The following is a 12,991-nucleotide window of genomic DNA, read 5'->3' as shown; positions in this document are numbered from 1 at the left end:
ACTTTTGTTAGCTGATAAATGGAAAAAAAATCGCCACAAGGTTAAGTTTTATCTTCAGGGTATTGCTGAGATTGGCTTGCCAAGGCAGTTCTATCTCACTCAAAAAGCCTCGCTATTTCAAGAGATTTACGAGCAAGATGATGAAAAGCGAAAAGAAATTGCTCGCCGAGTGAATTATTACAATAAGCTTTCGTCTTCAACGTTGTTACCTTCAGAAGCGCAATCCATTGCGGAGTTTGTACGCGAGAAAAGTTGGGCCTATTACATAGATATGAAGAAGTATCTGCTCGCTTTTGATCCGAAGTACAATTTTTTCTATCTTCCAGGTGATATTCGTAGCGTACCTGAGCATCCAACATTGTTGAAAAGCCGACCTATCTCTGAGCATAATGCGAATTCTATTTTGTTAAAGCTCAATCGAATACGGCATTACTTTTTCGTAAATGATTCAATACCGTTTGCGCAGAAAAAAAACCAGTTAGTTTGGCGGGGTGCTTGTCATCGCCCGCATCGACAGGCTTTTGTAAGACAATTTTATGATAATCCGCTGTGTAACGTGGGTGATAGTCATCCTAATTTTACAGATCAACCATGGCACCGTGGAGTAATGAGTATATCAGAACAGCTCACATACAAGTTCATTTTAAGTATTGAAGGTAATGATGTAGCTACAAATTTAAAATGGATTATGAGTTCTAATTCACTATGCTTTATGACGCGGCCTAAATTTGAAACTTGGTTTATGGAGGGCTCCTTGGTGCCGGGCCAGCATTATGTTGAATTAGCCGATGATTACTCAGACTTAGAGAAGAAAGTAAAATACTATGTTAAACACCCTGACGAAGCGAATAGCATTGTAAAAAATGCCAATGCTTACGTGAATACTTTTAAAGATAAACGCCAAGAGCATCTGATCGGTTTATTAGTACTACAAAAATATTTGGAAAAAACCGGGCAGTGCGAGCCTATTGAACTAGACCTGTGGTAATGACCTTTTCATAACCTTCACGAATAGAGCGCATGGCTGCCTGAGAATGCTGATTAATAAATTTTTTTAACGATTTTTCCAACCTTTTCAGATTTTCTTCCTGCCATTTTCCTGCCCCACGAAGGTGGCAGCGATCAAGGTCGATTAACCAAGGCGTCCCCCTGGCGTCGACCAGAATATTTCGCGCGTTCAGGTCGACATGATCTAGACCCGCTTGATGAAAGCGTCGGATCATCACGCCTACACGCTGCAACAACGCTTCATCAGCCAAGTCATTGACCAGTAGCTCAGCGAGCGCCTTAGCGTCGGCAATACGCACCGTGATTAACGCGGCTTCATACGTAAACCCGTAGCGGGTAACACAGCTTGCGACGGGGCGGGGCACCGGCAGCCCTTGCTCAAAAAGCGTGGCGGTTAAGCGCAGCTCACTAAAAGCGCGGGTACGCTCAGCGCCTGTCCATAAGTAGCGTTTTTCACTTAACTTGGCCACCATGCCACCCCGCCGATAGGGCCGTAGCACCCACTGCTCGGTTGGTGTGGCCTGCAAAAAAAGACTGCTGCCCCGGCCTGGCGCTGAGCCCACAATTAATCCGCGCTCACGCCAGTATTGGGCAGTGAACAGAACAGGATCCATTTGGTGTGTTCCCGGTGCGTCACATAAACTGTCTGCATCATGTAAAATCAGCTCATTTTTCTGCCGGAGTGCCGCTAAGCGCATGAAGCCCTCTCTGCCTGTTCAGCCTAACCACATTGCCATTTTGCGCCTCTCCGCCCTAGGAGACGTGTGCAATCTCGTGCCCACGGTACGGGCGTTGCAGCGCCAGTGGCCCGATGCGCGCATTACCTGGATTATCGGCAAGGGGGAGCACAGTCTACTGGCGGGGCTTTCCGGGGTCGAGTTTGTTGTTTACGACAAAGCGACTGGGGTTGCCGGTATGCGCGCGCTCTGGCGGCAGCTTGCCGATACGCGCTTCGATGTACTGCTGCACATGCAGCAGGCCATTCGTGCCAGTGTGCTGTCACTTGGACTTAAAGCCAAGGTACGCGTGGGCTACGACAAAGCACGTGCCAAAGATGCTCAGCACTGGTTCACCCAGCATCAGCTTGCGCCCCACCCCAATGCCCATGTGTTGGAGTCCTTCATGGACTTCGCCCGGGTGCTCGGGGTGAAGGACGATCATTTGGAGTGGAATCTGCCCGTCACTGAAACGGCGCGTAACGAAGCCCAGGTGATTAGCGGTAACGCCCCTTACCTGGTGGTTAACCCGTGCAGTAACGTCCGGCTGCGTAATTTTCGCAACTGGTCGGTAGAGGGCTACGCCAGCGTCATTGAACACGCATGGGTGCAGTACGGCCTCAAAAGCGTGCTGACCGGTGGTGGCAGTGCTCTGGAGCGAGAAATCGGCGATCAAATTGAAGCACTCTGCCAGCCAGCCAGTGTGATTAACGCCATTGGCGGCACCTCGCTGAAAGGAGTATTAGCGCTGATCGATCAAGCCCAAGCGGTGATAGCGCCAGACACCGGCCCTATCCATATGGCCAATGCCATGGGAACGCCTGCATTGGGCCTTTACGCGTCGACCAATCCCCAGCGTGCCGCGCCTTATTTATGGCGTGAGTTTGCGGTCAACGCCTACCCCGACGCGGTTCGTACCTATCTGCATAAGTCAGTAGATGAGGTGAGCTGGGGCCAGCGGGTGCGTCACCCCAGCGCCATGATGCTGATTAAAGCAGACGACGTTATCGCTAAACTGGATACACTGCTGGCGCATACCGACTCTGCCGCCAGCGCAGGGAGCATCGATGAAGATTGATTTAACCGCGTTAGAACATGCCCGCGTGCTAGTGGTGGGCGATGTCATGCTTGATCGCTACTGGCATGGTGGTACTTCGCGCATTTCTCCTGAAGCGCCCGTGCCAGTGGTGCGCGTGGAAGATGTTGAAGATCGTCCAGGCGGGGCGGCCAATGTGGCATTGAACATTACCTCCTTGGGTGGCCATGCGGTTCTGGCAGGTGTGATTGGGGATGACGAAAATGCGCAGATCCTTCAAGCCAGCTTGAACGCATCAGGTGTAAGTACTCACTTTCAGCGTAGCTCTGAGATACCAACGATCACTAAACTACGCGTAATGAGCCGTAACCAGCAATTACTGCGCCTGGATTTCGAGCAGCGCCTGGACAGTGTCGATACCAGTGAGCTGGTGACTCAGGTAGAAAAGGCGCTCCCCGACTGCGACGTAGTGATCCTTTCCGACTACGGCAAAGGCACGCTGAACCAAGTCGAGAACCTGATCGCCAACGCAAGAGCCCAGGGCAAACGGGTGCTGATCGATCCGAAAGGGCAGGATTTCAGTAAATATCGTGGGGCAAGTTTAATCACTCCCAACCTGACTGAATTTGAAGCAGTGGTTGGCCATTGCGCGTCCGACGATGAGTTATCCCGCCGGGGCGAAGCGCTACGCGCTGAGTTGGAGCTTGAAGCATTGCTGATTACTCGCAGTGAAAAGGGCATAACGCTGATTCGCGAAGGGCATGCACCGCTGCATTTGCCTACTCGGGCTCAGGAAGTTTTTGATGTAACAGGGGCGGGCGATACCGTTATCGGCTTAATGGGGCTAGCGCTAGCGGCGGGTCACGCCTTTCCCGAAGCGATGATGTTGGCCAATTTGGGGGCTGGGCTGGTAGTGGCCAAGCCGGGCACGGCCACGCTCTCCATCGCCGAGCTCTACACTGCGCTGCACGGCGATAAATTGGCCGAGTTTGGGGTCATTGAGCCTGCCGTGCTGGTCGAGGCCGTCAGGGCCGCCCAGCTTCGCGGTGAGCGGGTGGTAATGACCAACGGCTGTTTTGATATTCTGCATGCTGGTCATGTGGCTTATCTCGAGCAGGCTAAGCGCCTGGGCGATCGTTTAATTGTCGCGGTTAACGACGACGCCTCCATTGGTCGCCTGAAAGGCCCCAAGCGACCGATTAATCCCTTAAACCGGCGTATGCAGGTATTGGCGGGGTTAGGGGCGGTCGATTGGGTAGTGCCATTTAGTGACGACACCCCTCAAGCGCTGATCGAAGCGATATTACCGGATATCTTGGTCAAAGGGGGAGACTATCGGCCTGAAGACATCGCCGGGGGCGCGGCTGTTATGGCCAATGGTGGTGAAGTTAAAGTACTGGGTTTTGAAGACGGCGTTTCGACCTCAGCGATGATTAGCTCAATTTTAGATCGCGAGCGATAATGGCCTCTCCCGCTTGGCCACGGCTGGCCTACTCAGCGGTGCTATATGCACTATCACCGCTGATTGGATGGCGTATCTGGCGAGAGCAAGTACCCACTTACTCACGCCTTCAGCGGCTGGGGTTACGCCTTGAACCGCTGCCTCCCGCGCCGCGTATTTGGCTGCACTGTGCTTCGGTAGGTGAAGTGCGTGCTGCTCGGCCGCTGATTGAGAAACTATTAAAGTGCTATCCCACGTATAGCCTGCTGCTCACCACCATGACGGCTACCGGTGCACAGCAGTCCCTAAAGCTCATTAGCGAGCAATCCCCAGACGATCAAGCAAGGCTTGCCCATCGTTTTCTACCGCTGGATTTTCCCGGTGCTGCCAAACGATTTGTACGTAGCGTTCAACCCAAACTAATGATCTTGTTTGAAACCGAGCTGTGGCCCAACGTGATCCACGCCTGCCGACAGCAGAGAGTGCCGGTTGCGGTAGTCAATGGCCGCTTATCGCCCCGAGCCTTCGAGCGTTACCAACGCCTGCGACCACTAATGGCCAGCACGCTCAACGAGATTAGCTGGCTAGCCGCAAAATCGCCGGCAGACGCCCAACGCTTTCATGCCCTGGGTTGCAGTATGGATACTATCCGCATAGTTGGCTCGCTGAAATTTGAAATGGCTAGCCAAAATAAGGCCCTTGAAGAGGGTGAGTATTTACTTCAAAAGTGGGGAGAGCGTCCGGTGTGGGTAGCAGGCTCCACACGAGATGGCGAAGAGGCATTGATACTGCAAGCCCATCGTCAGCTACTTAAGCGCTATTCGAATGTATTGCTGGTACTGGTGCCTCGCCATCCTCAGCGCTTTGAAGAAGTAGCTAAGCTTTGCCAAACAGAAGGCTGGGCACTCAGCCGTCGTAGCCAACAGCAGCCCGTGACGGCGCAAACCCAGGTTTACCTGGGGGATACGCTCGGTGAGCTGGCAACGCTGTATGCAGCAGGTCGTGTGGCCTTTGTAGGGGGTAGCCTGGTGCCGCTAGGCGGACACAATATGCTTGAGCCGGCAGCGTTAGGCAGGCCAGTACTAAGCGGGCCTTCAATTGAGAACTTTGACGACGTGGCTGAACCGCTGGTAACGGCGGGTGCGCTAACTTTAGTCGATAGCCCGGATGCCCTGACAGACGCCGTGGCAGACTATCTTGCTAACCCTGAGCGCGCCCAACAGGCTGGGCGCGCTGGACGCGCGGTGATTGAGACACAAAAAGGCGCGCTGGCTCGCACTATAAGGGGATTGGAGTTGTTGCTGCCTCGTTAATCTGTGCCTCTATCGAAGGCTCTTTATTCAAGCGCTATACCGCTCTACGCCATCTTCATTGCCCAGCAGTAGAACATCGGCGCCGCGGGCGGCAAACAGCCCGTTGGTAACAACGCCGACGATAGCGTTGATGCGCGCTTCCATGGCCACCGGGTCGTTAATCATAAATTCATAGCAGTCGATAATTTGATTGCCGTTGTCGGTGACGACTCCTTGGCGATAAACCGGGTCAGCGCCCAGGGCGACAAGCTCGCGAGCAACATAGGAGCGTGCCATCGGTATCACTTCTACCGGTAGCGGAAAGTTACCTAGTTTAGGCACGAACTTTGAGCCATCGGCGATGCAGATAAAACGCTCGGCGCAGGCAGCCACGATTTTTTCGCGGGTCAGCGCGGCGCCACCGCCTTTAATCATATGTAAGTTAGCATTTACTTCGTCTGCACCATCGATATAAAAAGGAACTGTGCCAACGCTGTTAAGCTCAAACACCTCAATGCCCAGTTTCTTTAGGCGCTCCGCGCTCGCTTGAGAGCTAGCCACCGCGCCTTTAAAGCGGTCGCGCAAAGGCCCTAGCCGATCGATAAACAGGTTGGCCGTGGAGCCGGTGCCGATGCCTAAGATGGTATCCTTTTCCAACTGAGATTTAATTTCTGCAATGGCGGCGTCCGCCACGGCGGCCTTTAATTCATCCTGGTTCATAGCAAGCCTGAGAGTCAGAGGTGAGTTAGTGGCGCTAGTATAGCGGTCTAGACGCCGCTAGGCGTAATCTGCTACCAATAAAGGTTTTTCTGCTCACGTTCTTCCCTTGGGATACCCGCATGCTCGAAGCAACCGTCAAAAAGATCCTCCAAGCCCGCGTATATGAAGCCGCTTGTGAGACCCCGATTTCCCCTGCACCCTTTTTGTCGCGTCGTTTCAACAACCAAATTTTGATTAAGCGCGAAGATCTGCAGCCGGTGTTTTCGTTCAAAATCCGCGGTGCTTACAACAAAATGGCGCAGCTCACCCAAGCGCAAAAAGACAAAGGCGTGATTGCCGCCTCCGCCGGAAACCATGCCCAAGGGCTGGCCATGGCCGCCAAGCTGATGGGTGTCAAAGCGGTCATCGTGATGCCGCGTATTACCCCCGATATCAAAGTGCAGGCGGTACGCGCCCGGGGGGCTAAGGTCATCCTCAAAGGCGACGCTTTTGCCGCCGCTGCCGAGCATGCTCAAGAGTTAATTAAAGAGCACGGCTACACTTACATTCCGCCGTTTGACGATATCGATGTGGTGGCGGGCCAAGGCACTATCGGCGTGGAAATTTTACGTCAACACGCTGGGCGCTTGGATGCCATCTTCGTGCCCGTTGGCGGAGGTGGCTTAATCGCAGGTGTGGCGGCCTATGTGAAGTACCTGCGTCCAGATATTAAAGTGATTGGCGTCGAAGCCGAAGACAGTGCTTGCCTAAAAGCGGCTCTGGAAGCAGGCGAGCGAGTAATTCTCGACCAAGTGGGCGTATTTGCGGAAGGCGTGGCGGTAGCGCAAATTGGCGAAGTGCCGTTTTCACTGGTCAAAGACCTGATTGATGGCGTTATCACCGTTAATACCGATGAAATGTGCGCTGCAGTAAAAGATATTTTCGAGGATACACGTGCGGTAGCGGAAACCTCAGGCGCGCTCTCGCTGGCGGGGCTTAAAAAGTACGTGCAGCAGACCGGTGCCGAAGGCGAGACGCTGCTATGTATTAACTCAGGCGCGAATACCAATTTTGATCGCTTACAGCATATTGCCGAACGTACTGAGCTCGGTGAGCAGCGTGAAGCAATTCTGGCGGTAACTATCGCCGAGAAACCCGGCAGCTTTAAAAAGTTTTGCCGCACGCTAGGTAAGCGCATGGTGACTGAATTTAGCTACCGCTATGCCGATAGCAGTGAAGCACATATTTATGTAGGTATTCAGGTGAAGCCTGGCGGTGAAGATCGCTTAGCCGTAATAGAAAAACTGCGGGAAGGCGGCTACCAGGTGGAAGACCTGACCGATAATGAGTTAGCAAAGCTACATATTCGTCACTTAAGCGGTGGTCGTCCCAGTGAGCGCTTTGAAGAGGAAGTGTATCGCTTTGAGTTTCCGGAGCGCCCGGGTGCACTGATGAACTTTTTGACCCAACTGCCCCACGACTGGAATATTTCGCTGTTTCACTATCGCAACCATGGCGCTGCCTATGGCCGAGTGCTAGTGGGTATGCAAGTGCCTAACGGGGATCGCACCCATGTAGCAGAGTATCTGGACGCTATTGGCTACCGTTACTGGCGCGAAAGCGACAACCCGGCCTATCGACTGTTCATGGCCTAGTTGGTTTTTGCGAGCAATATTGGTATGTAAGTGTTTGCTTACCCTAAACGTCAGAGCTGCTAGTAACATAACGTTACTAAATGGTTTTGAAAGAGGTTAAAAAATGTTGTTTAAGCAGTTGTCAGCCGTGCCCATATAGCCCTATAGTCGTGAGCGAAATTAATCAAATCTGCCATTCTGCTGGTGACAGCAAAGAGTGGCAGATTTAACACATTCGGTAACGATAAAGGTGTTGGAGAAGCGGCATGCGGCGTAAGAAGCCTGATATGGTAATGGCGTTGATGGTGGTGTTTGCATTGGGGGTACTCGCCACCGGTTATGCGCAGGCGTTGTCGGGGAGTTAATTCCAACAACGAGCTGCTATAACGCTGTTAACCCGGGTGACAGCTATCAGTGAGAGGGTTGATCCTTAAAAGATCAGCCCTTTTTCATGGGCGGTTATTAGCGACGCACGCAGCCTTGGTCACTGACCACCGCTTGTAAGGGCACATCCCATGGCTCCACAGGTAGAGAAACCACCTGCTGACAGGCATGAGCGACGCCAATCAAGCTAGGCTTTGGGCCGGGGTGATGCATAAACGCTAAGCTGCGGTCATAGAACCCGCCCCCCATGCCCATGCGGTTAGCGTTAGCATCAAATCCCACTAGCGGCACTATTAGGGTGTCTAAGGCCCAGGCTGGCAGGCGATTTTGCCGCTGAGCGCTAAAGCGTAAATCGGGCTCCCAAATACCAAAGCGGTTTTTGACCATCGGGGTATCGGGCCGATAGGTGACAAACCAAAGAGTATTCATGCTGAAAGGACGTAGCACAGGTAAATAGACCTCGACCTTTCGTTTGCGCAGCCAAGGAAGCAGCGGCATTGGGTCAATTTCACCATTGATGGGCAGGTAAAGGCTTACACGTCGTGCGCGATGGATTTCAGGCAGGGTTTTGAGGTGCTGGCACAAGTGGTTGGCCGCAAGGCGCTGCTCATGCTGAGAAAGGGCTTGGCGTTGGTGACGTAAAAAGCGGCGAAGCGCACGCTTGTCACTATCGTGATGGAGGCTTTCCATGCATACGTTCTCTTATGCTACATGTTCCCTCATACGCACTCCCCAATAGAGGGGTGTTCTCCAGAGTGCCGCTGTCATTCTGGCCCTGAACCTACTGGTTCAGGTGGGTGGCCGCAGCCAGACCGTCAGGCTTTCCGACGCACGGACATGCACACGGGTCTGGCTAGCATTTGGCCCCCAGGGTATTACGCATAGGCTCGAGGGACTATAACGACTGGCGTACACCCCAGAGAACTCCGCCATCCTAACAGAGCGGCCGCCAATGCCAAAGTGTCGGGTTAAACGTTTGCAGGGCTTTCAGGCAATGCGTTAGGTCTGGCGTGTTTTGGCCAATGCACGTTCAAGGCGATCATTTAAACGGTTCAGGTTCTCTTCACCCGCGCGGTGCTCATCCATGGCTTCAAGCAGCTCGTGGGCGATATTGAGGGCTGCCATGATGGCCACTCGCTCGCTACCCAGGACGCTGCTTTGGGCGTTAATACCCTGCATGGCGCGGTCCAAGTAGCGGGCGGCGCGCTCAAGCTTGGCTTCTTCGCCCGTGTCGCAGGCAATGATATAGCCGCGCCCTAACAGGGTTATCTCTTTGGTTGGCCGCTTGGCATTGCTCATCAAAGACTCCAGCACGGGCCAGCAGGGGGCCCAATGCGTTAACATCACAGCATAGGAAGAAAGGTGTCGCTCACTATAAGAGAGGCGCTTGTGCGCGGTCAACGCGTGGGTGCCAGCAGCACGCTTTCCAATTACACACACTGTCGCTCATACACCCAGTACAGCGAGTGAATACGAGGTTACTAACTATTATGTCATTGATTGATGAGCATCAGGATTTCTCTGATGTGGCGGATATTTTTCTACTGCATGGCAGCATGCAGTCACCGGCTTTTTTGGATGGTCGCCTATGTGCGTTGCTGGCGCTACGCGATGTGAGCGCAGAGCACTGGTTGGATGAAGTCTGCCAGAGTTTAGGCGTTGAACAGCCCCGCGATCAGGCAAGTGCTGAGCGGCTATTAGGCTGGCGGCGGCAAACGGTGGAAGCACTCAGCGCCAGCGACTTGGACTATACGCCGCTGCTACCTGATGAGCTGTTTTCCTTAGGCGAGCAAGCGCAAGGCCTTAAAGAGTGGACGTTAGGTTTTATCGAAGTGGTCGATGAAGTGGCTGACAACGAGCTGCGTGAGCGGTGGTCCCAAGCGCTTCGCGAAGCGATCAGTGACCTCGAAGGGTTAGGTCGGATCGATACTGATATTGACGATAGCCCTGAAAACGAAAATGACCTGTTCGCGCTGACCGAGCATGCCCGCATGGCCGCTATGCTGCTGTATACCGAGCAGCACCCAGGCATGCCGCAAGTCGAACAAACCGACGCGCCCGTTCACTAATCGTACTGCTTTCACAGGAGCCGCTATGTTGTCCGAGATGTTACCTCGTCCCCCTGCAATCAGCGTGGCCGAGTTTCGCCAGCGCCGTGACGCCTTGATGGCACAACTGCCGGAGAGCGCTGCAGTGGTGCTTCCCGGCGCGGGTCTTATGATCCGTTCGCGTGACAGCGAATTTGCCTTCCGCCAGAACAGTGATTTTTATTACCTGACCGGCATTCGCGAACCCGATGCGCTGCTGGTACTGCTTCCAGGGCGGGCTGACGGTGAAAGCGTGGTGTTCTGTCAAGATCGTGATCCCACCATGGAAGCATGGACCGGCCGGCGGCTGGGTGCGGCGGGCGTGGTGACTGAACACGGTATTGATCAGGCGTTTGAAAACGCCGAACGCGATGAACAGTTAACCGCGCTACTTGCTGGGCGCGAATTGCTCTACTTACCGCTGGATAATATCGATGCAGTAGCCGTCGCCGAAGAGGCCTTAAACGATGCTAAGGCGGGGCTTCGTCGCGGGCGGCCAGCGCTCAAAGGCTGGCTGGATATTAGCCCCTTGATTCATGTCATGCGGCTGATCAAAAGTGATGCCGAAATTGCTCTGCTCCGGCATGCAGCACTGATATCTGCCCATGCTCACCTGCGTGCCATGCGGGTATCTCGCCCTGGGCTTAGTGAATTCCAGTTACAGGCTGAATTAGAGCATGAGTTTGTCTGGCAAGGTGCCAGTGGCCCCGCCTACAGTACGATTGTGGGGAGCGGTGCTAACGCCTGCGTACTGCACTATATTGAAAACAGCGCGCTGTTGAGCGAAGAGGGCTTGGTACTGATTGATGCGGGTGCCGAGTTTGAGCTGTATGCCGGTGATATCACTCGCACATTCCCGGTGTCTGGGCGGTTTAGTGATGCCCAGCGGGCGCTCTACCAAGTAGTGCTCAATGCCCAGCAACGCGCTGTTAGCGCCGTCCAGCCGGGAGCTACTCTCACTGATATCCATCAGGGCGTGGTGCACGATCTAACCACTGGGCTGATTGAGCTTGGCCTACTGGAAGGCGATGTTCAGGCGCGCATTGATGATGAGAGTTATCGGCGCTTCTACCTGCACTCGACATCACACTGGTTAGGGCTGGATGTACACGATGTCGGTACCTATCGGTTAGATGAGCAAACGCCACGGCCACTGGTCGCTGGCATGGTACTCACTGTCGAGCCCGGTCTTTATATCCCTAGCGATGAGGATATTCCTGACGCGTTTCGCGGTATTGGTATTCGTATTGAAGACAACGTAGTTGTTACTACTGAAGGGCATGAAGTACTAACTACGGATGTGCCCAAAGAGATTGCTGATATTGAGGCACTAATGGCTAAAAAGTAACCAGTTCTGAATATCCTTAACAGTCTTTATGTAAATTACGTTACGAATTATTAGTTGTTTTAAAGGTGCGGCGCTATCAATAGGGGGAAGCCGATGCAAGGGTCTCAACAGGCGGCGAGTCAAACGGCTGGTCGAGCGCTAACTCACGACATTGTGATTGTGGGCGGTGGCTTAGTAGGCGCTAGTTTAGGTTGTGCTCTTGCGCCGCTGATTGGGCGTTACGGTTGGCGGGTAGCGGTCATAGAGTCATCGCCATTAACAAAGCAATCATTAGAAAGTGCCTGGCAACCCAGTTTTGATGCGCGGGCCAGTGCGATTGCTGAAGGTTCCGCTCATCGCTTTCAACAGTTAGGTGTGTGGGAAGCGATGCGTGATGAGGCGACGCCTATCAAGCGCATTCATATTAGTGAGCGCGGCCGCTTAGGCGCGACGCGGCTGAGTGCTGACGAGCTGGGAGTGGAAGCCCTTGGCCACGTCATCCCCAATGCCTGGATGGGCCGAGTGCTGCATCGGCGCCTTGCCCAATTACCGCTGGAGTGGCACTGCCCAGCCAAGGTTGAGCAACTGACGCCTGTGGCGAACGGACATCATCTAACCCTCTCAGATGGTAGCCAGATAACCGCAGGACTAACGGTATTGGCCGATGGCGGGCGCTCAGGACTTAAAGAGCAGCTAGGGATTGGCAGTCGCCGTGAATCATACGAACAAACAGCGCTTATCGCGCATGTAGGCGTGAGCCAGCCCCATCGTGGGGTGGCTTACGAACGCTTTACGGCACAAGGGCCAATGGCGCTGTTACCACTACCGGGCCAGGCCATGGAGCTGATATGGACGCACCCGAGTGGCAGTGAACAAGCGCGTATGGCGCTTTCCGAGCGTGAGTTTCTGCTGCAGTTACAGCAGGCGTTTGGCGATCGAGTGGGGCGGTTTACACAGGTCGGCACCCGTCACGCCTATCCGCTTTCGCTGGTCACCGCAGAAGAGCCGGTGCGGCCAGGACTGGCGGTGTTAGGTAACGCTGCTCACGCCTTACATCCCGTCGCAGGGCAGGGGTTTAACCTGGCCTTACGTGGGGTAATGGATCTTGTCGAAGCGCTGGAGCAGGGTGAGCATGCCAGGCTACCGCTGGGCGATATGAGCACACTGCAAGCGTTTGAGAAGCAGCGCTCCCAAGATCGCGCCAACGTGATTCGCTTTAGCGACGGCCTAGTGCGGCTGTTTGGGCTCTCCTTCCCGCTGCTGCCTCATGCCCGCGCCGCCGGATTAATTGGCCTGAATCTGGTTGGGCCGCTGCGTCGAAGTCTCGCTCGCCGCGCCATGGGCCTGGAACGCTAACGCTATTTGCC

Annotated in this window: 12 protein-coding genes and 1 other RNA gene; 8 read left to right on the top strand and 5 right to left on the bottom strand. The window is 54.1% G+C overall.

Going from position 1 to position 12,991, the window contains the following annotated elements:
* The first annotated feature begins 4 nt into the window (after positions 1–4).
* Positions 5–988 (top strand): glycosyltransferase family 90 protein, encoded by a 984-nt coding sequence (locus tag MLE19_RS07820; RefSeq protein WP_240717626.1) that lies wholly within the window; start codon positions 5–7, stop codon positions 986–988.
* On the opposite strand, the gene MLE19_RS07815 is transcribed toward MLE19_RS07820, so the two are convergent.
* Entirely contained in the window at positions 966–1,706 is a 741-nt protein-coding gene (locus tag MLE19_RS07815; protein ID WP_240717625.1) for a 3-deoxy-D-manno-octulosonic acid kinase, read from the bottom strand. The genes MLE19_RS07820 and MLE19_RS07815 overlap by 23 nt on opposite strands.
* Between MLE19_RS07815 and MLE19_RS07810 the strand changes: the two genes are divergently transcribed.
* From MLE19_RS07810 to waaA, 3 genes are read left to right on the top strand one after another with little or no spacing between them, the layout of a single operon-like run.
* A complete protein-coding gene (locus tag MLE19_RS07810) occupies positions 1,705–2,802 on the top strand; it encodes a glycosyltransferase family 9 protein (protein ID WP_240717624.1) in 1,098 nt (365 codons plus the stop codon). The two genes, MLE19_RS07815 and MLE19_RS07810, sit on opposite strands and share 2 nt — an antisense overlap.
* Positions 2,792–4,222, top strand: a complete 1,431-nt coding sequence (gene hldE / locus MLE19_RS07805) for a bifunctional D-glycero-beta-D-manno-heptose-7-phosphate kinase/D-glycero-beta-D-manno-heptose 1-phosphate adenylyltransferase HldE (RefSeq protein ID WP_240717623.1) — start codon at positions 2,792–2,794, stop codon at positions 4,220–4,222. Before MLE19_RS07810 ends, hldE begins: the two co-directional genes overlap by 11 nt.
* A complete protein-coding gene (gene waaA, locus MLE19_RS07800) occupies positions 4,222–5,514 on the top strand; it encodes a lipid IV(A) 3-deoxy-D-manno-octulosonic acid transferase (protein WP_240717622.1) in 1,293 nt (430 codons plus the stop codon). Before hldE ends, waaA begins: the two co-directional genes overlap by 1 nt.
* Before the next feature lie 27 nt (positions 5,515–5,541).
* Here the strand turns inward: waaA and rpiA are convergent, their stop codons facing one another.
* Positions 5,542–6,213, bottom strand: coding sequence for a ribose-5-phosphate isomerase RpiA (gene rpiA / locus MLE19_RS07795; RefSeq protein WP_240717621.1), 672 nt, complete (start codon positions 6,211–6,213; stop codon positions 5,542–5,544).
* 119 nt (positions 6,214–6,332) lie between these two features.
* Between rpiA and ilvA the strand changes: the two genes are divergently transcribed.
* Complete coding sequence (ilvA, locus tag MLE19_RS07790; protein WP_240717620.1) at positions 6,333–7,847, top strand: threonine ammonia-lyase, biosynthetic; 1,515 nt, start codon at positions 6,333–6,335, stop codon at positions 7,845–7,847.
* Positions 7,848–8,288: 441 nt separating this feature from the next.
* Here the strand turns inward: ilvA and MLE19_RS07785 are convergent, their stop codons facing one another.
* The 3 genes from MLE19_RS07785 to MLE19_RS07775 form a co-directional block, all read right to left on the bottom strand.
* Positions 8,289–8,900, bottom strand: coding sequence for a 5-formyltetrahydrofolate cyclo-ligase (locus MLE19_RS07785; RefSeq protein WP_240717619.1), 612 nt, complete (start codon positions 8,898–8,900; stop codon positions 8,289–8,291).
* A 53-nt stretch (positions 8,901–8,953) separates the two neighbouring features.
* Positions 8,954–9,136, bottom strand: a non-coding RNA gene (gene ssrS / locus MLE19_RS07780) — 6S RNA.
* A 73-nt stretch (positions 9,137–9,209) separates the two neighbouring features.
* The gene (locus MLE19_RS07775; RefSeq protein ID WP_240717618.1) at positions 9,210–9,509 is read right to left on the bottom strand and encodes a cell division protein ZapA; all 300 of its coding nucleotides are present in this window, start codon (positions 9,507–9,509) and stop codon (positions 9,210–9,212) included.
* A gap of 191 nt (positions 9,510–9,700) precedes the next feature.
* Between MLE19_RS07775 and MLE19_RS07770 the strand changes: the two genes are divergently transcribed.
* The 3 genes from MLE19_RS07770 to ubiH all read left to right on the top strand — a co-directional run bounded on the left by MLE19_RS07770 (position 9,701) and on the right by ubiH (position 12,980).
* Positions 9,701–10,279: a UPF0149 family protein gene (locus MLE19_RS07770; RefSeq protein WP_240717617.1), complete on the top strand. Its 579-nt coding sequence runs from the start codon at positions 9,701–9,703 to the stop codon at positions 10,277–10,279.
* 25 nt (positions 10,280–10,304) lie between these two features.
* Entirely contained in the window at positions 10,305–11,645 is a 1,341-nt protein-coding gene (gene pepP, locus MLE19_RS07765; RefSeq protein ID WP_240717616.1) for a Xaa-Pro aminopeptidase, read from the top strand.
* Positions 11,646–11,738: 93 nt separating this feature from the next.
* Positions 11,739–12,980: a 2-octaprenyl-6-methoxyphenyl hydroxylase gene (gene ubiH / locus MLE19_RS07760; RefSeq protein ID WP_240717615.1), complete on the top strand. Its 1,242-nt coding sequence runs from the start codon at positions 11,739–11,741 to the stop codon at positions 12,978–12,980.
* Positions 12,981–12,991: the final 11 nt, after the last annotated feature.

The sequence above is a fragment of the Vreelandella neptunia genome (genome assembly GCF_022489065.1).
GTDB classification, from domain to species: Bacteria; Pseudomonadota; Gammaproteobacteria; order Pseudomonadales; family Halomonadaceae; genus Vreelandella; species Vreelandella neptunia_A.
Note: the sequence above shows the minus strand (reverse complement) of the source record. Positions and strands in the feature narration are given on the sequence as shown.